Source organism: Tardisphaera saccharovorans, from assembly GCF_046635845.1.
Classification (GTDB): Archaea; Thermoproteota; Thermoprotei_A; order Marsarchaeales; family UBA168; genus UBA168.
Map to the genome: position 1 here is coordinate 668,535 of NZ_JAQQXN010000001.1, position 21,817 is coordinate 690,351.

The following is a 21,817-nucleotide window of genomic DNA, read 5'->3' on the forward strand; positions in this document are numbered from 1 at the left end:
TAATTGTTGAGCATCTCTCAAAGCCACGCAAGGCCGCAAAACTTAAATGACCAGACATGCGCGGTGCATGCAGCTGCCCGTGGTATTCTTGGGGAGTTTCGAAAACGAGTTCCTCAATCCGGAGGAAGCGCTTCAGGCGCTTAAGCAAGGATATCCTAGCGTTGACTTTAAGCCATATTCGGTAAGAAACGTCGAAGATGCTGAGGCATTTTTGTCAGCGGAGGCCAAGGCCACGGGTTATCTGGTGTTCAGTTCTAGGGTCATCGATGAAGGAACGTTTAGGACCATTTTGGCGAGTGGAAAGCCAGTGCTTGTCTTGTCGCAAACCATGGAGGGATCTCCAAATTACCTCATGGATGTAGTTCAAGCGAGCAAAGAAGGATATCCCGTTCTCGGGATAGCTACACAAGACCTGCTGGCTGCTGATGCGCTGAAAAAGGTCAGATACCTTTTGGCGATCCAGAAAATAAGGGAAAGCAAGGTGCTCTTGATTACCGTGCGGGACCTGGCCTCGTACATGACGTGGGCTTTCCCAAATTCTACAGAAGTATCGCGTGCGACCGCCAAATTTCAGCAAAAGATAGGCGTTCCCATCGAGTTCATGGACTTACGGGCGTTCATCGATAAATATTACAGCAAGGTAGACGAGCAGGAAGCAAGGCAGTGGGCTCAAAAGTGGATAGAGGGGGCAAGCCAGATGCTGGAACCCTCAGCGGAAGACGTGATAAAAGCCGCGAGACTTTACTTGGCAATGTTAAGGGCAGTGAGGGAAAGTAGAGCCAACGTGATCGCATTTGATTGCATAATGAACTTTAACTCTGGGCTCATCGACGCGTGGCCTTGTTTGGGGTACATGCAGCTTTGGTACGATGACGTTATTCCGGTTTGTGAGGCTGACATCTATTCCATATTTCCCTTGCTCATAGGACATTACCTCTTCGACAGAAACGGATACGTGAACGATCCTGGGGTTGATGAGGTTAAGGGCAGGTTTGTCTATTGGCACTGCTACCTTCCCACAAATCCTCACAACTCTAAGAAACAAGAAGTCCCGTACGTGATCACCGACGCGCATGGAGGACATAAACACGCCTCAGTACACGTTCAACTTCCGGTTAACGAGACTGTTACTGTTCTAGGCTATAACCCAATTGCATCAGAGCTGAGCCTGCATCAGGCAAAAGCGATCGATAACGTTTACTGGAAGCAGCTGTGCGCCACTAAGCTTGTAGCAGAGGGCAAGGCCAAAGAGGTGGCGTGGAATTGGTCTGCCGGAAGCGGCTATCATAGGGTGCTGCTTTATGGCGATCTAAGACGCGAGATAAAAGAATTTGCTGTGCTGATGGGAGTGAAGGTGCTCGAAGAAGATCGGCCATAGGCCTTTTTTACGTTATTGTGAAATCGTTGTAATTATATGCCCTCGTAGAGCATGAGGGTTAAGCGTGGCGCCCGTTTTGAGTTTTTTAGATGATACCCACTTAGGCAGCACCAGATTGATGATTTTTCGCTTACTGGTTATCGTGGATTTTGCGCAAGCGTAGCACAGCACGTCAGCATAAGCGGGCGCTTGATCAGCACGTAGGTGATCAACGATTAATGGTCATGCAAGTGGCGTTCGGGATGTAATCGTTTCTTGAATTGAGCTCACAATTTCCAGCGATCGTTTGACTGATTTACGCGCTTTTTAGGATCTAGGGGCTGGTGTCTGGTAAGACATGGTAGTGGAAGAATTTGATTTTTAACCAAATAAGTTTAGGTCATCGCGGATAACTATCCCGCGTTTGAGCGCTTGTTTCCAATAGCATTTTGTAATAGTCGCTTGAACTCAGTGGACTGCAAGGCTTTACCTCGAGGTTTTCCTGAATATCGAACTGGTCATAGGGATCGAGAAACCTAATTCCCTCAAATTCTTTACACGTTAAGGAGCACGTCAACGCCGCTCTAAACTTGAAGTCTCCTCTACTGCGACTTCCGCAGAACACTACGGAACGTCTACCAAGCTGACGCGGCGAAGCAACCTCGAAGTTCTTCACGGTATTAATTGCTTCTTGCCTCGTTTTCCCTTTTACAAGACCGCGTTCAACACCTTCCACTCACATTATTATTCGCTCTCTTCTTGTTCTCGTCAGAGAATTACTCGAAGGGCCCGCCCTCGAGGAGCACATCTCGACATCTTGTAGGGATATAAAGCCTGGAAAGGAACCGAAGGCAGTGTAGGTCATAACGAATACCCTAGTCTCTTCGTAATCCTAAGCGGCCCGCGTCCCCAAGCGGCTTCCCCACAAGGCGGAGCAGCGCCTCAATCGTAAGTTGAGCGCTTGTCCAGCCTTGAATCATGCCCAACTATTATCGGGGTCCGGCTTCGCCCCCTCCCGCGAGCGCCTGGCCGCCACTATCCACCCATCATACTCACGGCGATCCAGCACGGTAGATAGGCTTTTGCTTAAATGATCAGTGATAAGCCCACATGGCTTTCGTGAGCCTGTTTGTACCACGAACATGTTCGACGACAGGTAAAAGTTTGGCCTTCCCTTAAACTCGAACTCCACGAACGCTGCCTTGTTTCTTCCCTCCCTCTTTAATTTGAAACCCTTTGACCACTTCATCCTTTGCCAACGGCTCTTCACGAAGTTCATGTTCTCTGACTCCGCTGTCCAAACGTATGCTCCTTCTTCCGGATAGGCCGTGATCAGGGCTCCCTCGTCGTCGTATGTGGCCTGTGCTTTGGGGTCGGGCAGCTTTTCTCCTCTCGACGTCATTTCGTGAAAGGTCTTAAGCGTTGAAAGAAGCCTATCTCTATCCTGCAGGCTGTGATCGGAATTCGGAAGGTAGAGTATCCTCTTCTCCCCTAGCAATCTGTCGTAGTAAAACTGGTCGGCGTTTATGGCCCAAAATTGGTCATTTGCCCCGTTAATTATCAGCTTTGGCATCGTTATCCGGTCCAAATATGTGAACGGATCGATGAGCCTAACCGCCTCAAGCGCTACCTTATCTCCTTTTAATAGCAGGTCAAACAGGCCTCTTTGATAGTAGTCCTTGAGCTCAGGGCTGAAACTTCCCAAAAGCTTTACCTGGTTTTTTACCTGCTCCGGTACGTTCAGGTTGTTGTAGACCATGGGGGCTATGGCCTTTACCCGGTCGTCAACGGCTGATGTCAGCCACGTCGTCCATCCCCTTTTGGATGCCCCAGTTACCGTGTATCCCTTAAGGGATATCCCTTTCTTGGAGAAGTAATCTGATACCGCATCCATTGCCCTAACCGCGCTTTTCGTCATGGGGAAAAGGAGAAGCCACTCTGGATCGCCGCTCTCGACAAACTTGCCGACCGTATAAGATATAATCTCATCTTCGACCATTCCCTGGTAGGGCTGATTTGGCACGTCGAAGAGAACGGCAACGGGCGAACCAGTCGTCTCAGCAATCCAGCGCACCGCATTTAACTCACCTGATTGATTGCTCAGGTATTCCAGCTTGCCTGAATAACTTCCCGTTATGTAGAGGAGGGCTTGGTCGGATGTTATGGACGAAGGGGTTACAATGAGAACGGTATGCTTCCAGGTAATGCCCTTCCAGACTTGAGATATGAGCTCGATGCGGGTTAAGTCGCGAATCGTTTCTCTCACGGTATAATCGAATATATCGTTTTTCTTCACGAAATCGTCAAGTTCCATAAGATCATCATGGTAATCACTTTAAAGCTTACTTAGTTATTTCTTGGCCCGATCTCGCGCTTTGCTCCATTGAAATCAGAAAGCTTTTCGTAGGCCTCATGGGCATTCACGGCGTCACGGTCTTCTAATGAAGTAACCACGCCAGTTACAGCACAATCTATCCGCACGCAGGGTCATCATGGGGCTCGAGACTAGGGCGCCGGACATGCACAGACCTCGGTCACGCAATTCGCGACTTGCATTGTTCAGTCTCCTAAGGCGGCCCTCTTCTTCAGGGACATCTGATCGTACGAGGTAAATTGCGGTGGTAAACTGCCCTGTTTTTATATCGCTAACGGATGCGATCTCGCCGATAAAAAACGAACGCAACTACGGTCACATGTCTTCGCTAAACGCGCTGCAAGCACTCGTAAGGCTTCTTTTGAGGCTCTGTTGAAGTTACATAAGCTTAATAGTTTCAAGACGGGATCAATAAATGATCGAAGTCTCCAACGTAACCGTCAACTACGGCAAGGTCAAGGCCCTCGACTCAGCCAGCTTCAAGGTTCCTGATGGGAGAGTAGTTGGCTTCGTGGGAGTGAACGGCGCGGGTAAGACAACCACAATTAAGGTGGCCTGTGGCGTCCTGAAGCCGACCTCGGGAACCGTCCTGATCGACGGCCTAGACGTGGTCAAGCAGAAGGCCCAAGCATCCAGAAGCTTAGGGTGGGTGCCCGAACTGCCAACCTACGAGCAGGGGGTCAGGGCCATGGATTACTTCGTTTACTTGGCCGGCTACTATGGTCTTTCGGGAACTGAGGCGAAGAGGGTGGGTCAAGATCTCTTCCAGCAGCTCGGTCTGCTGGAGAGCTCCAGCAAGAAGCTGAAGGATTACTCCCAAGGGATGAAGAAGAGGTTTGCGCTAGCAGTTTCGCTGCTGAATGACCCCCACAACTTCTTAATGGATGAGGTGATGAACGGCCTGGATCCCCAGGGCATCGCTTTCTTCAGGGATAAGACCGTGGAGTTCAGGAAGCAGGGAAAGGCCGTCCTCTTTTCCTCGCACATACTTTCAGAGGTCCAGAGCATAGCTGACGAGGTCGTTTTCATACACAAGGGAAGGGTCTTGGCAGTCAAGGGCATGGATGAGATCCTGTCCCTTGTGCAGACTTCAGGTGTGAAGGTGTCCGTTTCCAACCCAGACGCCCATCTTAAGGACATACTTTCTTCTTATGGGGAAGTCAAGGAGCTCGGGAAGGGCAGCTACGAGGTCGAGGGTATCAAGATCAACCCAGAGGACCTGAATTCGGTGCTCGTCCAACAGGGTTACAAGGTCTCAGGGATCGAGAGGGTAACCGGGAACCTCGAGTCCTACTTCTTTAAGCTCATAGGTGAGCAACCATGACTAACGGCGTGCTCTACGACTTCAGGCGCTCCCTCTTCAGGCCTTCGCTGATAGTGCTTGTGATTCTCTTCGTGGCGGCCGGCGTGGGCATAGCTTACCTCGACATTTCCACCATGGGCATCAGCCAGCCGAGCTATTACGTGGTTTACGGGTACCCTGGGCCAGCTGAGGCCAACGGCTCGCAGGAGCTACTGGGCTATCTCTTCAACCAGCAGGGCACTGGCTTAGGAGGGGCCACCTTATACCTCACGGGCGGTAAGGCCGTCACAAACTCCAGCGGTTACTTCCACTGGGAAAGCTCGCCGACACAACCCCTGATGATCGGCGCGCCAGTGACGTTCAGCTTTCGCGGCTCTAACCACACGGCCAGCGCCGGCTTCGATGCGATCGTGGGAATCAACCTCGCCTCTCACTCGGCCATATTCATCGTTGGGGCAAGGCCTGGCCTCTCCATATATTTCAAGCAGTCGAAGAGCTTTCCCTCCGTGACGACCAATAGCCCCAGCGAGTACGCAAAGATGACGGACTTGGGGGTCGCAACGTCTCCCATCTTCCGTCACGTCATTGCCCTTAACGCCAGTCTCCCGTTTGTTTCTTACGCCGAGGTGAACTCCACCACTGGTCTCGTGCTTACGTCTGGCTCGAACGAGATCTATCAGCTCCTTATGCCGACGGGCTATGCCTCCGTCCTATTTAATTCAGCGACCATCTTCGCTGAGTTCTTCCCGATAATGGCTTTCTACCTCGTGTACGCCATGTTCGTCAGCCCTAGGGCAACCGGTGCGCTGGAGTTCATACTTGCGCGTCCAGTCACGAAGCGGGGTCTGTTCACCGCCAGGTACCTGGGGGGCGCGCTCACGCTCCTGGTATCGGCGGGCATCGTTGCCGCCGCTCTTGGGCTAACTGTGGCGTTTCTCCTGGGGGTCCAGCCGACTTATTCAGACATTGGACTGATCTTCGCCGGCCTTTCCGTTGAGTTGCTGGCCTTTTTCTCCCTCTCTTTCCTCATAGGGACGTGGGTCAGAGGGACAGGGTCTTACCTTGGGATATCCATAGCGGCCTTCATATTCTTCTTCATGGGTATATTCGACCTGATCGTGCTCCTCGAGAACTTGCCAAACCTCTACTATCTAGACCCTCGCGGGCTCTACGACATGATAGCAAGCTTTGGCACCTCTTCTAATACGTCTTTGTTGTTCCCCTACTCCAGCCCCCTGATGGTGGGCGTTGCAGCGGTCCTCTGGATAGTTCTCCCACTGCTCGGTGCGATGATCTCCTATGAAAGGCAGAGGGTTGCGTGAATGAGAAGTCCCTTAGGTTGGTATGGAAAAAGTATGACGGCAAGATGCAGGACCGAGTTCTTTTTAATTTACTGGAGCATGTTTCTGCGCAGTTAGCAGCCTGTTCGCTGACATGTCTCTTGATAGGCGCTGAGGTAGGCGCAAATCTTATTCTTTCGAAGAGGCACGTTGGCGACAAATCGTTGGGAACGAGGCCCATCTCACTGCCAACGTACCTGTGAGCTGCGGCCCTGGTTGCCTGAACACCGAATACATATCGTCCACATGTGATCTTCAATCGTCTGTTGTCCTTGGTATTCATGAGTATTGCTAGCTCTTATTGTGCTTTCTGATCGGCATTTTTGCGTCAGGCGCCCTAGGTTCAGTTTGCTTTTTTAGATGCGGCTAGCGGTAGGGCCTCCGGCAGGTTAAAGCCTAACCAGCGATCCAGAAATACAATGATGAGGAACGATACCGCAAATGAGTAGCTTGCCACGGTTACCACGCCAAGTCCTTGGACCAATACGGTGCTCATATTACCTAATATTAGGCCTCTTGCCCCGACGCTCGCAAACAATCCCGTCGCCAGCGCTCCCCACGCTCCTCCCATTCCGTGCACGCCCCAAACGTCGAGAGGATCGGCAAGTCCTGTTTTTGCCCTGAAATTTGAAGCTAAGTTTGTAATGATCCCTCCGACAAAACCGATGATCATGGCGTACGCGGGGGTGACAAAGCCAGCAGCTGGAGTGATGGCGACAAGGCCAGCTATCATGCCCTGCATGGCATCCAATATTCCGTGGGACCTTCTGTGCCAACCAATAAGCATCCATACGAGGCCAGCCGCTGATGCGCCCGACAACGTGTTGGCGAAAGCAAGGGCAGCAAGGCCGTCAGCGCTCAAAGCGCTTCCGGCATTGAAACCGAACCAACCAAAAAGCAGCAGTAAAGAACCCAAAACGAGGTAAGTGCTATTGCCTGGCTCGCTCACGGATGGTCTCCTTCCACATTTCCTAACGTAGAGAGCAAAGGCAAGCGCAGCCATGCCGGCGTTCAGGTGGACTACCGCTCCTCCGGCGAAGTCGAGCATGCCCAATGACTTAAGCCAACCACCAGCTCCCCATATCCAATGAGCTATCGGATTGTAAACGAGGACCGACCATGTAACGATGAAAAGCGCGAGCGTCGTGGCTTTTACCCTTGTGGTAAACACACCCATTATAAGCGCAGGAGTTATGGCCGCAAAAAGTCCCATGAACGTCACGTAAGCAAGCATGGGAACGTCGGAACCCTGGAGAACTTCCTGGAACGTTATTCCCGATAATCCAAACCAAGACGTGCCCCCTATTAAAGGCGAGCCAGTCGAGAAAACCAACGAAAAACCCACCAGAACCCACTCTATCGAAACAATAACCAAAGCAAGGACCGTTTGCTCGGCAACGGCTTGGAGGCTTTCTTCCTTCACCATGCCTGCGTAGAATAACGCGAGCGCCGGTATCATTATCATTACCAAGGCTGACGAGACCAATACCCATGCGGTAGACGCAGCGTTTGGTAGCATGAAACGTTGTGTAATGGGCCTAAAAGCTTTTCTAAATATAGGCAAATATTTTGAACGCCTTTCCGATTTTTGATGACAAATGTGAATAATACTTAATCACTTAAGCAGATTTATGCAAAATCATTCGTCAATCTAAGAAAAAACGTAGCCATAAGATTCATGCATCGAAGAGCAGGGATTTTTGGCCATAGTACCCTAGGTGCCTACGGCTAAAATTTGCCCATCTAAGGATAATAGCGCAGGAAGGAAGTTTTACCGGGGCCGGGTTCCCCTTCGAGATATCCATTAGTTTAAGCGGCTGTAAAGTTAACGAGGCTTCTCGAAGATCATCTTACGGCATCCCAAGCGTAAAACTTGTTAACGTGCAGATCTGAGATTTCCCTCTAAAAGTTCGCGTAGATCAACGGTAATCTTTGTAATATATAGTAAATAGCAAAGCGATGTTTTTAAAGGAGTAGAGCTAGCTGCGGCTAATAAATCACGGCAAAAATGCCTGCCTTGGCGCACGGAGCCACTGCTTCAACAGCCGTGGCGGGCCCATTGCATGGAATCTTCTCTTTTCTAGAGGTGCCCCAGGAAATCTGGGTCACTAGCTTAACTTGATTTATGCCCGAGAACGGTATTATTAAGTGCTTGAAAATTGGCTTAGGACGCGTTCGCTTTGTCTGGCTATGTTTAACTTAGTAATTCAAAGTTAAAAGGCTGTTTTCCAGGCCGTTGATCTTCGCTGCGCCCGTCGTTCTGTGCGGATTGGCGCATCGCGCGATCGCAAAGAAGGTTTGGCTACCTGCTCCCGGAAGAACCCCACAAAGGGAGCTACGCAGAAAAAGGGCACTAACGCATCATATCGCAGGAATCTCAGACCTGACTTAATTAACCAACGTATGAGCCTCGATGGGCGCGAGGAACTTCTTATGCGCGAATTTGGATATCGATCTGTCAAAAATTTAAGCGTGAAAGAGCGAGAGGAATTTGAGAAGCGATGAAGCTAAAGAAAGTCGGCCTAGCCGTTCTTTGGTATGCAACTGCCGTTGCACTGATGTTTTTGTCTTCCACCTTATCCATAGGACGAACTGGCGCTTCTTTTATTAGCGCGCTTCCCTGGATCATGTGGTTAGTCTTTGGACTGATCGCTGCGGCGGTTGCCCCCTCTTCTTGGTCGATAAGTCTAGAGGATACATGATTCAGACCGCCGTTTCCTGCGTAAGGGGAGGCTTGAGTTCTTTTGAGTTCGGTTTCGTGGTCTTCTTTGGGAGCATCCCCGCCGTGCTATGCCGCATTTCTCGGCCTGGGAACGTTATTCTTGATCTTCGGCCCAGTTAGGTTCTTCGTCAAAGGAGCGTTAGTCGCGTACAGGAAGTCAGGGACGCCTGAACGATCCCGCCGATTGAGCTATTTCAGCTGAACTGTTACTTTGACGACTTCGGATATTTTTTAACTCAGCTACCATGCTCCCTTTCCGAGGGGGGTCCGCATAACAGTTCAGCTGAAATTCGGTACTCCCCCTGGTTTTTGTGCGGGCGGCCGCCGTTTCAGCAAAGCTGTTATGACACAATGCCGGCGCCTCGGCGGCGTCCGAGGATCGCTTTAGCGGTCGGCTGTCCCGGGGGTCTTCCGTGTTGGTACACGGCGAGCGTCCCCGCGCGAGTGCTTTAGCCAGAGGGGCGAGCTTCAAATTTTTTGGTCAAGGTACCCTAGATTGCTAGGGCAAAAAATGGTCGATCTCGGGGTTGCCGGGTTTTTGCGCCAATGGCCTTGCCCGCGCCTCCCGGTGCCGACCGCGCCATGGCGGTGCGTCGCAGCCCTTGAGGTCGGTCTGCCTTAGTTCGTTGTCGGGATTAGGTGCCACGAAATCGGGCACTCTCTTTCGCCTCTACCTTATTTGATGCCCTGAACGGATATTATATAGGTAAATCGATACCCGTAAGTGCTAATCCTTAACCAACGTGGTCTACCTTGCAGCTCAACGCGAAGTTAGCCATAACGTCAAGGGCAGTTGTGAGTTACGCTTACGGCTTTATCGTGGTGTTGTTTCCGCTTTACCTCAAGAAAATCGGGTTTTCAACCCCCTTGGTGGGTGTCACCGTGTTCGCGGCCATGGTAATGAATGCGGCCCTGGCGGTCTTAGCGGGAATGCTCGCAGATCATTACGGAAGGAAGTACGTCCTTACCGCCCTGCTTATCGCGTTTGCCGCGTCGGCCGCCCTCACGACATCGCTTAGAAGCCCAATCCTACTGGCTTTGCTGGCTGGGCTTGCAGGCTTTACCTCTGGAGCCACGGGTGGCCCAATCGGCTCGGGTGGCCCTTTGGGGGCAGTTCAGACGGCCATAATATCAGAGGTCAGTTCGCGCTCTGGCATGTCGGAGCTACTGGGGATCGCGGCCGTGGCGGAAATGGCGTCCGCTATGCTCGGGGCGTTTAGCATCACCGCGGCATCGTTTCTGGGCGTTAGCCCTTACTCCCTATTCTACGTTGCCGCCTTGCTGGGCTTTGCCTCAGCCATTGGGTCTGGTTTCATAAAAGACATGGGGATACGCAGCCAGAAGCTTGTTCCTTCTCTTTCCTACAAAAACATATTCAAGTTAAGCGCGCCGACGATTCCTTGCGGGCTTGGATCAGGGCTTGTGATCCCGCTTCTTTCACTTTGGTTTAAGCTTAGGTACAACGCCACAACGGGAGAGATAGGTGCCGTCTTCGGGGCAATGGACCTTGCCATGATAGCTTTCACGTTGGTGATCCCCAGGCTCGCCCGCGAGGCCGGCAGGCTGAAGATCATAGTTTTCACAAGGGTTGCCAGCTCGCTATCGTTCGTTTTGATGGCCTTCTCTCCCATATTTCCCATAGCAGGGCTGTTTCTCATCTTGAGGGGAGCCTTCGCCATGGGTGGTATGCCAGTGAGGCAGTCCTTTGTCATGTTGAACGTTCATGAAACGGAAAGGGCCACGGCCAACGGTTCAACTTCCTTCAGCAGGAATACCGCTTCCTCCGTTGGCGCCGCGATCTCGGGGTACGCCATGCGTGAGTTCATAACCTACCTCCCGCTTCTTGGCGGCGCCATAGCTCTTTTTGATCCGTTGCTTTACTACTTGATGTTCAAAGGCCAATGGGGCGAAAAGCGATACCGATGGGTGGCGGATCTCTTAGCTTAGGGTAGCCTATCGACGTGAGTACTTCAGGCCCTTGCGAGGAGAAAACCGCGCTTTCTTTTGCCCGCTCGCATCGCTGTCCCGCGGGCTTGACTTGAGTTGGCATGATTACGCTGGGGTCACTTCTCAGATTGAAGCGCTTCTTTGCACCATCAACTCATGATTTGGAACTCGGAGCGATTCAAAAAGAGAGAAGCGTCCCACGTTTTGTTTTTTTAGAGGCCAAGGTGGGCCAAAAATGGACCGCGAAAATCGCAGAACGACCCTTTGCGGTATGCGCTTGTAGGGCCTATGCTCAGCGTAATCAGGCCGAGAACTCTGCATGGATCCCTTAACTTTGTTCTCATCCGGTATTGGACTTTTCCGGGCCTAGGTGCCTCATTTGCCCGTGCGGTGAAGTGCGTCACAAAGCCCCTATTGGCAAATGCCCTGCCTCATTTCAAGCGACCATGGGGCAACAAAGCTGACCTTTTAGCAGGATAGGGATAGGGATATCCTGCTGACTGCCGGCCTCCTTAGTATCCGGAGCAAGGACTTGATGAGGACGCGCTTTTTGTTGGCCTCATTTAGCCATGTCCGTGAGCTCTAAGGGAAACTATGGCGCCGTCTCCCCCCTTAGCCGTAACGTTGCCAGTGCTCTCTCCACGTAGCTTGATGTGATCCAGTCGGGGCCGCGCGAAATCGCCTCTAGGAGCTCACTTTCCTTGTTAGGAGTCCAAAGCCCTACTCTGAGCCCTTTGCTTTTGGCCAAGCTCACTCCTTGGGCCGTGGCGGCCTTGAAGTTGACGTGCAAGCCGTCAACGGCTGCAGCCTTCGCTGCCTGCAGCGAACTTTCTATATTTCCATCAACGGTCAAGCACGTGCTGATGCGCTCGTCAATCTCTTTGACCTTAACGAGAGAAGATGGGTCGGCAGAGTTAACCATGACTTCTCCTGCAGGCCTGCAAGACGAAATCGTTTCTACTACCTTCTTTTCGATGCCTGGATATGGAGAGGACAGCCCTTGTTTCAGCTCCACTATGAAGAGCTCCGCATTAACCTCTCTGAAGACTTCGCTCAGCGTCGGTACCCTGATACCGCTCATGCCCCACCTAACACCGGCCTCGAGCCTTTTGATCTCTGCTAGGGTGTGATTGGCTACCTCGCCCTGTCCATCAGTTGTGCGCCTCAGCGTGGGGTCGTGGATAACTACGAGTTGCCCATCGGCGGTCATGTGCACGTCGAGTTCCACGCCCTTGGCTCCAGCCCTTATGGCGGCCTGAAACGAGGGTATCGTGTTTTCAGGGGACTTGACCGGGTAACCCCTGTGGCCTACCACAAACATGGTAAACAAGAGCACCTCACGTAAAAGGTTGAGGGCCAAACGCGGTACGTGCTTATGTAACCTAATCGTTGTCGATTTGCGCAGTTCTGAGGATGTCTTTAGCGCCCTTCTCCGCTCTGGATTAAACGTATATTGAACCTAAGAATCAGCCAAGCGACTGGGCAGCCCGTCTTAATAGCCCGCTTTTATCGCTTCAGCTGCCTTCACCAGCGTCGCGCCTAGTCGCAAGGAGCTTTTGCGCGCTTTCCAGTGCCTTCTCTGCCCTGTTGATTGATTCCGTTATGCGCACGCCTATTTCCACAAGGTCATCCTCATTGATCTCACCGGCCTGTTCCGTCTCTATGACCAAACGCCTTATCTCCTCTAGCTCTTTTTTGGCTTCGCCTATGAGATCGCTGGCACTGTTCATGCTTACGTGAAGCATGCTGGCAAATAAGTCTTCCACGCGCTGTTGAGTAAAGGAAAGCCGCACGCATCACCTTATCATGAGTCGTGGTGAAAACTTGCGCATGCTTATGCCAAGCCACCTGCCCTTCCCAGCGCCAGATTTGTACCGTACCATGCAGAGTGGTAAGCCATCAGTAAAAAATACAGCACTGCGCGGTTAAGCGTAAAACGTGAGAGAAAGTGGCTGGTGGGAAAGCATAACTTAAGTGCGACGGCGAAGTTCAGCTCATGAAATTTCGCAGGTATGAAAGCGGAGATGAGGAAGGGATAGTCAGCGTGATGAACAAGTCGTTTTCCACCTTCCGGGAATGGGGCCTAACCCCTGAAAAGTGGCTGGGTTACGAGGTAGATCCAGGCTTTAAGAGAGAAAACGCCTTTGTTGCTGAGGAGGATGGGAAGATAGTTGGTCATGTCCAAGTGGTTGAGAGAGAGCTGCACTTCGGGAAGTTCGTGAGGACGGCGGGCATAGCCAACGTGTGCACAGATCCCGAATACAGGAAGATGGGCATGGCCACTGATCTCATGAGGTTCGTCATGGAGCAGGTCTCGAAGGAGTATTGCCTAGCGGGGTTGGATACGGGATATGGCTCATCTGCCCACAGAATCTATCGCAGGGTGGGCTTTTCTCCGTTTCACTTCTTCGCTCGTCTGTCTGCGGAGGCATGGGATGCGCGGAGAAGCCTTGACAAGCTTAAGCGCTTTTCTGAAGGGATGGATGAAGTGCAGCCCTTTGAGAGAAATCAGGAGGAAGCCATGAAGAAAATCTATGCGGAAAACGCCGAAATCACCATGGGAGTTCACAGGAGAAGCGACGGGTACTGGGAGGAAAAGCTTTTCAAAAGGAACTCTTGGCAGACGTTCTTCTACAGGGAGCTGAGCCCTGATGACGTGCTTGTGTTTCCAGATAGGGGATACGCTTATCTTGACTGGGATGAGCAAAGGAAAGCGCTTCACATAAGGGAATGCTTGGCTCATCCCAATGACTTTGGGGCACTGGCGTCGCTATACGGGAAAGCCATCGAGCAACATCAGGATGCGCATGAAATAACGATATCGATTCCTGAGGGAGATCCCGCAGCCAGTTACCTCCTTGGCGACTTTTACCAGTTCAGGGAGCCGGGATCTTACATGATGAGCATAACTAACCTGAGGGATTTCTTGAATCAGGTGGGGCCCTTGGCCGGGGCAGGTTCAGGCGTGGCCGAGTTAAGAGTTTACAATGACGTAACTCAGCTGGAGCCGGTAAACGTTAACCTAAGAGACTTCACGCCAACAGAAAAGGCGGCAGACGTAAGGGTTGGCTTGCACCAGAGGACGCTCTTGAGGATGATAGCGGGGCTGGAATCGCCCGAGAGGGCGGCAGAAGCAGGGCTAATTGAGGTCAGCGGGATTTCCTCTTACCTTATGACCTCTCTTAGGTCTCTTTTCTACCTCCGGCGTTTTCACCTATGGCCCCCTGATCACTGGTGACCTGCGTCGCAGCGAGTTTGGCTCCTGTCGGTGCTTAGCCCCTATGGTGGGCCATAAAATCACGGCTAAATGTGCTCCCATCGAATGAGCTCCCTGCGATGTGGCACCTCTAATTTAGCTCACGGGCCATGATAACGATGCATGGCAAGGCGGGGGCATCGCCAGCTTTAAATACCATTGAACCCATTTCAAAACTTATGACAAAGCGCCATTGGCTTGCAGCGTTCAGCCGTAGCTTCTGTGCCGGACCTTGGTGAACTCGTCTTTCCAGTTCACAACGGCTTTCTTCGAGATTTCGTCTAGGCGCTTCATGTCGTCTGAAATCAGTTTAACGTCAAGGGCGCCGACGTTATCTTCCAGATGTTCTACCTTGGTGGCGCCAATTATGGGTACTATGGTTATACCGTTTGTCTCGGATTGCTTAAGGATCCACGCCAACGACAGCTGAGAACTGCTCACACCTTTTTCCCTTGCCATCTCGCCCAACTCCTTAACGGCCTCAAGCGTCTGAGGCGTAAGGTACCTTCTTCCTATCTCTGAAACGTATTCGGCTCTCGACATGGGGGGTATTCCGTTTTCGTACTTGCCCGTGAGCACGCCCTGTGCCAGCGGTATGTAAGCCATGATCCCTAGGCCGTATTTTTTGGCCAGCCAGAACTTCTCCGTTTCTATCCCTCTTTCAATTAGGTTATAAGGCTCCTGCATCGATATGAAGGGGAGATGCATTGAGGCAGAGATCTGCACCATATCGGCTATGTCCACGGGGTCGAAGTAGCTCTCGCCAACGTAGTTCACCAATCCCTGCCTCACCAAGTCGGAAAACGTCTCCAGAGTTTCCTCGATGGGCGTGCTGGGATCCGGGCGGTGCATCTGATAGACGTCGATGTAAGACGTCTTTAGCCTCTTGAGAGACTCCTTTATCTGCCAGTTTACGTGCTTCCTCGAGAGCCCAGCTCCGTTGGCGTGCTCCGCTACCCTCCCAAGCACTTTAGTCGCTATTACCAGCGACTCCCTGTCATAGCCCTCCAGGGATTCGCCGAGTATTCTTTCTGAGTTACCCGCATGTGCGGGATCTACGCCTTGCATGGTCCCATGATATATGTTGGCGGTGTCAAAGAAGTTGATGCCAAGGTCGACAGCTCTTTGCACGATCTTCTTTGTGAGTTCCTCGTCTACCTTCAGCACGCCGAACTGATCTCTTTCCTTCGACGGAGGTAGGTGCCAAGTGCCCAAGCAAAGCTTGGATACCTTTAGACCGCTATTACCTAGATTAATGTATTCCATACTTTACATTAAGTAGTCAAGTTTAAGGGTTCTCCTGCGCGCAGGGCTTGCTTTTATGCTAACCGGCTTTTTGATGGATCGTTCAGTGCGGGAACGCGTGCTCCCATGCCAGCTTTCATGTCGCGCGAAGCGGCTTAGAAGCCCGTTTAAGAACTCGGCATCCCTCTTCAGGAACTGCAGTGCCTTGTCCTTAGGATAATTTCCCAACGACTCGTCTTCTATGGTAATGTCGCGGCCATATCCTGCAAGCTCTAATTTCCGTAAAACCTTGGAGTAATCGATATCTCCCTCAAAGATCGGGGTGGCCTCCTTTGGCCAGTCGCGGCACCAGTCCCTCATCTTCTCCCTGGCATCAGGTGAAAAAGTCATGTTTTTGACGTGCGTATGCTTAACATGGGGTGCGAAGCGGGAAACCAGGTCGTAAACTTTGCTCAGCGGATAGCCGTACCAGTAAAAGTTGCCAGTATCCAAGGTTAGTCCAAACCTATCGGAATTTACACCCTCAAGTACTTCGACGATGAAGTCCTCCCTGTTTCCCACCACCCCGTGATTTTCCATGGCAAAGCTCACGGACTCCGTGGACTTGATGGCTTGAGTTACCGCTTGAACGGTCCTCTCCACATATTTTTCCAAAGGAACCCCTTGCTTGGGAGACATCACGGAGTTAATCCTTACGACGTCCGTTTCCAGCTGTTGAGCGACCATGGAAGCAGCCCTCATCCACTTGAGTTCCGCTTCAAGGTTTTCTCTTCCGAAGTCATTCTCTATGAGAATTGCTGATATCTTTACCCCGTGGTCCCTAAGCGTTTTCTGGAACTGGCGCCGGGCCGCAGCATTGCTAAAGTCCAACCCAGTGGACGCCCTTACACCCATATCCGAGTAATCAGAAGACTTGAGGTCGGGCCCAACGTAAACCTCAAGGCCGACAAGGCCGAGGTCTTTCATCCCGGTTACGATGTCAGGATAACCTGCCCATATGAGCGTAAAATCCCTTATCCCTGAATACATGAGGGTAATATGGCAACGAAATTTAAGGGTTGATTATTGCTTGGTCGGTAGTAGGACCTTGTTCTGAACGCGCCAGTACGCTGGAAATGGTCCTCACAAAAGGTAGCGTCAATTTCAACAGCGTTAGGATGCAGCGCTGCATGGCTGCCAAAATGCGGATGTAACTGCAAGAGCATTACGTGATTCGTGGGGTGTGCCTGTTTGCGACCCTTTTTCCTCCTCTAGAAAGGAGGCAAGCCATTACCAAAATTGGCATTGGTGCGAAGGTAACGTGCAGACAAAGCCTGCTTTGCGTGGTAATTGCAAAACGTACCCTGACTACGAAGACCAGCTTCCTGCGTTCCTTCAACGTTCTAGCTTCCGCGTGGTAATTGCAAAACATTATCTGATACGAACGGGACGCGATTCTAACGTTTGTGTAGCTTATCGTTGCAATATGAGGTAAGAGGCCATCTTCATAGGCCGATTTCATCATCACATCTACTTGCGTCTCTCGACCCACAGAGCCCTTATGGCCTTCCAAAGCTACAGCACATGCCTACGCTAAATCATTGAGGCGAAGTCGATGCCGGAAGGTGTATATCTAGGTACTTCCCGAAGCGAGACTTTGAAGATGGCACATAACGTGATTCTTGTGGTGATTGACTCCTTAAGGAAGGATCACGTTGGATGTTACGGTGGGATCGCCCGCACACCCAACATCGATGCGCTTGCGAAGGAGTCGGTGATCTATGATGACGCATATCCCGAATCGCTTCCAACGATACCTGTTAGGCGTGGCCTATATACAGGCAAAAGAATTTTTCCCTTCGTCCCATCCGGAAGGTTCGCGAAGGGTTTTCCCAACGTCTTCATGTTTGGATGGGAGCCTCTCCGCGATGAGGACGTTACCCTTTCCGAGGTCTTCAAGCTCAAGGGCTACAGGACGGCGCTCATTGGGGACAACTACCACCTCTTCGAGCCGGGGATGAACTTCAACAGGGGGTTTGATGAGTGGATATTCGTTAGGGGACAGGAATGGGACAAGTACAGGTCAGCGACGCTGGTATCGGAAGAAGAGGTGAGGTCGCATCTCACTCCAGCCCTGAAGGGGACTGGGGTGGAAAGACTGGTGAGGCACTACCTCGGCAACGTCAAGTTCAGGAGGAGCGAGGAGGACTGGTTTGCGCCCAGCACGTTCAGGGAGGGAGCTAGGTGGCTCGAGGAGAACGCCAAGCAACAAGACTTCTTCCTGGCGCTTGAGCCATTTGATCCTCACGAGCCCTGGGACCCACCCCAGGAGTTCGTGGACATGTACGATCCAGGCTATAGCGGCGTAAACGTCATAACTCCCAAGTACGGCACCGCGGATTACCTGACGCCGGCGGAGCTAAAGCACATGAGGGCAAACTACGCGGGAGAGGTCACGCTTGTGGATAAGTGGTTTGGGATCTTCATGCAGAAGTTCTACGAGCTGGGCCTCGATAAGAACACCGTTCTGGCTGTCATATCTGACCACGGACATCAGCTTGGGGAGCACAACCTAACTGGAAAGGTCGCATCGGGGCTGTATCCAGAACTTTTGGACATACCTTTGCTGATCAGGGCGCCAAACGCAACTAACTCCGGTGAGCGCGTGTCGGGCTACGTTTACAACCACGATCTTTTCGTCACGCTGATATCCATGGCTGGATTGCGCGTAAACGCTGGAGAGCTTCCCTACAAGCCCGATGGGATAAACGCGTGGGACCTGGCAGAGGGAAATAAGGCCGCGGCAAGGGATCACGCTACATCCGCCTTCATGAACTACTTCATGTATAGAGATGATGAGTACTGGATGATAACTGATAGAAAGGGAAACAACGTAAGGCTTTACGATATAAAGAAGGATAAGAAGATGGAAAGAGATATATCAGCCCAAGCTCCTGACATCGTTAGGGACCTCTACTCGAGAATAGCGTTAGACGCGGGAGGAACAATCCCAGAAATCCCCACTCCTCCGGAATCGATCAGAAACTGGTACGAGAAGCTGTACCTTTGATTAAAGCTATCTTTTCTTGTAGCGAACGAAGGTCCGCTTGACGGCACCGCCTTATCCGCACGGTTACTATCTTGAGCAATTTTCAAAAGAGTTTTCGCCTCTTACAGGAGCTCCGGTTTCACTGCTTTATCTTGCATCCCGGCATCGTAACCGAATTGGTGCCAAAAAGTGATGTGCTTCGGACTAGGGCTTTTGCGTTTGGTGTTGCAACTTTTAGCCTGATTTTGCTTTTGCGTGAATGCCATTAACGTAAAGGACTGTTAGTGGGCTTACTTGAACTCCACTGGTCTTACAACTTACGTTAATTCTCGATGAAAGCGCGGTTTCGGAATCGAATCTTTCTACTTTTTTCTGAGTGAGCTTCACGCAGATGCCTTCTCAGCTAATGAATGTTTTACAAGGCTGGTAACTTGCACTTTTTGGGAAACATCTCGAAGACTGCTTTGGTCGATGGATAGGACGAGAGATTTGATCATGCGATCGTTAACGAGAAGAGCATGGTCATTGCTTAACCACGCTCCCAATTATTAGTTCAATCCCATTTTCTTTGCATACTTTCTGTATTTTCTTGTAAGCATCTCTTGTGGCGGTTAAAACTATTAAGTACTTAAGGGGTTCCGCACCTAGCTTTGCCTTTACCAGCTGTGCCTTGCGAAGCAGCTTAAAGGCGTCCTCATCAGAAGTGGCCGACGCAGTTACCTCACCTACAATTGGTGGTGAGTCGCAGTACATGTCTATTTCCTCTGAGTCAATGACGACTGACTTTAGCGATTTGCCCTTCGGAATAACGCCTGCCTCTCTAAGGTAAGCGTCCATGAAGTGTCTGGCAAACTCTTCGAACGAGATTCCGGCAAATTTGGACAGCTCGCCGAAGCCCTTTATCATACCCGAGAACATCTTGTCTAGCTTCTGGTCGGTCCTTTTCTGGGCTGTGTGAAGCTCCTGCAGCTCCCCCAGCATCTTGTTGAAGTCTTCTCTCAGTTTGACCTGTTCTTCCCTCAGCTGCATCATTTCTTCCCTCATGCTCTTCTGTTCTTCCGCCATCTTGTTGAAGTCTTCTCTCAGTTTGACCTGTTCTTCCCTCAGCTGCATCATTTCTTCGGCAAACTTTTTTTGCTCTTCAGACAACAACCCAAGGTATTCCTTGATGTTTTTTTGTTCTGCGAGCATTTCCCTCTGAGTTCCGAGGTTCAAAACTTCTTTGAGTTGCTCTGCTAGATCTGGGTTTTCTTTTATCTCTTTGATTAATTTCTCAGCGAAAGACACAATAATCATGTGGTTACGATTTATAAACTTATGCTTGTTTTATCCATGTTGATGAAAATATTGAGACTCATTTCCAACTTTCATGCTAACTTGGGCGCGTTTTCCTGACAAGCGAAGGGATTCATCATGAGATCTATTACGCACAGAGCAAGAGCGTAAATATGAGAAAAGGCATTATTCCATGGGTGGAATTTTCGGCTACGTATGTAGGAAACCCGCTGATGTTTACCTGGTTAAGGAGCGCCTTGCGAAACTTACCTACAGAGGCTACGATAGCGCTGGCATCGCTTACGAAACGCCTGAACATATAGCTGTTTTCAAGGTCGCTGGAAACATAGATTTCTCTGACATTCCCCAACTGAAGGGCATTAGTTCTGACATAGCTTTAGGGCATACCCGTTATGCCAGCAGGGGATGGCCTTCTATTGTGAATTCGCATCCCATGCTTGATTGCAGCGAAAAAATCGCAGTTGTAATGGATGGAATAATCGACGATTACGACACGATAAAGGAAAGGCTAACGCGCGAAGGGCACAAGTTTACATCGACAACTGATGCCGAGATACTCCCTCATCTACTTGAAAACCAGCAGGACCTTTTAAGAGCGGTTCTAGACATAGTTTCCAGCGTTAAGGGAATGTATGCTTTCGCGTTCATGGTTCACGGAGAAAAGAAGATTTATGCGGCCTCCGTGGGGCAACCGATCGTTATTGGTCTTGGTGATTGTAATTTCGTTTCCAGCGACGTTAGCAGCCTCACAGGGATTTCTACAAAATACACGATGCTTCCAGAGAACTGTGCCGTCGTGGTATCGGCTGATGACGTCATGGCATACGATATAAACGGAAATCCAGTCGCTTTGGAATTCGTTGACATGAAAAACGTGAGTCCGGCTAGCAAAGCAGGGTACGAGCATTACATGCTCAAGGAGATCTATGACGTACCTTCCGCTATGCTGAGCGCCGTTTCCTCGCTCATGGACAAGTATCTTGAGCTGGCAGGAATGATAGTTCACGGAGCAAAAAACGTGTACGTGATAGGAAACGGGACGAGTCTTCACGCTGGCCTTATTTCATCATATTACTTTTCAGACGCTGGAGTAGACGTGAAGGTCGTCAGTGCGGCTGAGTTTCCCTATTACGCCCTGAACAATGTAGGGGTAGGATCAGTTATTGTGGCCATAAGCCAAAGCGGTGAAACGTCGGACGTGATAAGGAGCGTAAGGCTGGCTAGGCAAAGGGGTTGCGCAATAATAGGTGTAACGAACACCATCGGCTCAAGGCTTACCTCCAATTCAAGCATCTACCTTCCCATGACCGCCGGCCCAGAGTTGGCCGTGCCCGCGACCAAGACCTTCGTGGCGACCTTGGTTGTGCTTAGGCTCCTTGCTGCGTATGCTGGCCGTCAGGGCGGCGCCATAAGCACAGAAGAAATAAAGGAGATCGGAGATTCCGTGGTGAACCTATCTAGGTCCTTATCGCAAAAAATGCCCGAGCTTGAGGTAGAGGGAAATCACATAGCTGATGGGCTTTACGGCTCACCGGGCGCTTATGTTACAAGCAGTGGGATCAACTTCCCGGTTGCCATGGAAGGTGCGCTGAAACTCAAGGAAGCAGCCCTTGTTCACGCCGAGGGAATACAGCTAGGAGAACTTTTACACGGTCCCATAGCGCTTGCGAGCAAAGGTTACCCGGTGATCACGATAAAGCCGTCAGAGCAAGACGCGGAAGAGCTTTACGATAAGATAAGGCAAGTCGTCGAATTTCGCGGTGGAAAGATGATCGAGCTTTCCTCAGCGCAAAGGCTCATGGCTCCCAGAGAGCTATCTCCCATTGTGAATTCTGTCTCGCTGCAGTTCGCCGCTTACAAGCTCGGCCTGAAAAACGGCGTGCCAGTAGATACGCCGCCAGGGCTGGCCAAAGCCATGATCATGTAAGGCACCTCCTGGGGTATACGAC

Annotated in this window: 14 protein-coding genes; 7 read left to right on the forward strand and 7 right to left on the reverse strand. The window is 51.1% G+C overall.

The features are described 5' to 3' along the window. Positions 1 to 67: 67 nt before the first annotated feature. Positions 68 to 1,378 (forward strand): fucose isomerase, encoded by a 1,311-nt coding sequence (locus tag PRZ02_RS03215; RefSeq protein WP_449464395.1) that lies wholly within the window; start codon positions 68 to 70, stop codon positions 1,376 to 1,378. 955 nt (positions 1,379 to 2,333) lie between these two features. Here the strand turns inward: PRZ02_RS03215 and PRZ02_RS03220 are convergent. Next, the gene (locus tag PRZ02_RS03220; RefSeq protein WP_449464396.1) at positions 2,334 to 3,671 is read right to left on the reverse strand and encodes a PhoPQ-activated protein PqaA family protein; all 1,338 of its coding nucleotides are present in this window, start codon (positions 3,669 to 3,671) and stop codon (positions 2,334 to 2,336) included. 475 nt (positions 3,672 to 4,146) lie between these two features. Between PRZ02_RS03220 and PRZ02_RS03225 the strand changes: the two genes are divergently transcribed. After that, a complete protein-coding gene (locus PRZ02_RS03225) occupies positions 4,147 to 5,055 on the forward strand; it encodes an ABC transporter ATP-binding protein (protein ID WP_449464397.1) in 909 nt (302 codons plus the stop codon). Then, positions 5,052 to 6,356 carry an ABC transporter permease gene (locus tag PRZ02_RS03230; protein WP_449464398.1) on the forward strand — a complete coding sequence of 435 codons (1,305 nt, stop codon included), beginning with the start codon at positions 5,052 to 5,054 and terminating at the stop codon, positions 6,354 to 6,356. The genes PRZ02_RS03225 and PRZ02_RS03230 overlap by 4 nt, the downstream gene beginning before the upstream one ends. Before the next feature lie 361 nt (positions 6,357 to 6,717). Here the strand turns inward: PRZ02_RS03230 and PRZ02_RS03235 are convergent, their stop codons facing one another. Next, positions 6,718 to 7,893, reverse strand: coding sequence for an ammonium transporter (locus PRZ02_RS03235; RefSeq protein ID WP_449464399.1), 1,176 nt, complete (start codon positions 7,891 to 7,893; stop codon positions 6,718 to 6,720). 1,956 nt (positions 7,894 to 9,849) lie between these two features. On the opposite strand from PRZ02_RS03235, the gene PRZ02_RS03240 reads away from it, so the two are divergent. Then, entirely contained in the window at positions 9,850 to 11,043 is a 1,194-nt protein-coding gene (locus tag PRZ02_RS03240) for an MFS transporter (protein WP_449464400.1), read from the forward strand. Between the two features lie 592 nt (positions 11,044 to 11,635). On the opposite strand, the gene PRZ02_RS03245 is transcribed toward PRZ02_RS03240, so the two are convergent. Together PRZ02_RS03245 and PRZ02_RS03250 are read right to left on the reverse strand one after the other, a co-directional pair. After that, positions 11,636 to 12,364 carry a glycerophosphodiester phosphodiesterase gene (locus PRZ02_RS03245; RefSeq protein ID WP_449464401.1) on the reverse strand — a complete coding sequence of 243 codons (729 nt, stop codon included), beginning with the start codon at positions 12,362 to 12,364 and terminating at the stop codon, positions 11,636 to 11,638. 193 nt (positions 12,365 to 12,557) lie between these two features. After that, positions 12,558 to 12,773 carry a hypothetical protein gene (locus tag PRZ02_RS03250; protein ID WP_449464402.1) on the reverse strand — a complete coding sequence of 72 codons (216 nt, stop codon included), beginning with the start codon at positions 12,771 to 12,773 and terminating at the stop codon, positions 12,558 to 12,560. Positions 12,774 to 13,039: 266 nt separating this feature from the next. Between PRZ02_RS03250 and PRZ02_RS03255 the strand changes: the two genes are divergently transcribed. Next, entirely contained in the window at positions 13,040 to 14,281 is a 1,242-nt protein-coding gene (locus tag PRZ02_RS03255) for a GNAT family N-acetyltransferase (RefSeq protein ID WP_449464403.1), read from the forward strand. A 225-nt stretch (positions 14,282 to 14,506) separates the two neighbouring features. Here the strand turns inward: PRZ02_RS03255 and PRZ02_RS03260 are convergent, their stop codons facing one another. Then, positions 14,507 to 15,565, reverse strand: a complete 1,059-nt coding sequence (locus PRZ02_RS03260; protein ID WP_449464404.1) for an aldo/keto reductase — start codon at positions 15,563 to 15,565, stop codon at positions 14,507 to 14,509. A 3-nt stretch (positions 15,566 to 15,568) separates the two neighbouring features. Beyond that, on the reverse strand, positions 15,569 to 16,573 hold the full coding sequence (locus PRZ02_RS03265) for a sugar phosphate isomerase/epimerase family protein (protein WP_449464405.1): 1,005 nt from the start codon (positions 16,571 to 16,573) through the stop codon (positions 15,569 to 15,571). 613 nt (positions 16,574 to 17,186) lie between these two features. On the opposite strand from PRZ02_RS03265, the gene PRZ02_RS03270 reads away from it, so the two are divergent. Then, positions 17,187 to 18,593 carry a sulfatase gene (locus PRZ02_RS03270; RefSeq protein WP_449464441.1) on the forward strand — a complete coding sequence of 469 codons (1,407 nt, stop codon included), beginning with the start codon at positions 17,187 to 17,189 and terminating at the stop codon, positions 18,591 to 18,593. A 501-nt stretch (positions 18,594 to 19,094) separates the two neighbouring features. Here the strand turns inward: PRZ02_RS03270 and PRZ02_RS03275 are convergent. Continuing rightward, complete coding sequence (locus tag PRZ02_RS03275; protein ID WP_449464406.1) at positions 19,095 to 19,859, reverse strand: hypothetical protein; 765 nt, start codon at positions 19,857 to 19,859, stop codon at positions 19,095 to 19,097. A 181-nt stretch (positions 19,860 to 20,040) separates the two neighbouring features. Between PRZ02_RS03275 and glmS the strand changes: the two genes are divergently transcribed. After that, on the forward strand, positions 20,041 to 21,795 hold the full coding sequence (glmS, locus tag PRZ02_RS03280; protein WP_449464407.1) for a glutamine--fructose-6-phosphate transaminase (isomerizing): 1,755 nt from the start codon (positions 20,041 to 20,043) through the stop codon (positions 21,793 to 21,795). Positions 21,796 to 21,817: the final 22 nt, after the last annotated feature.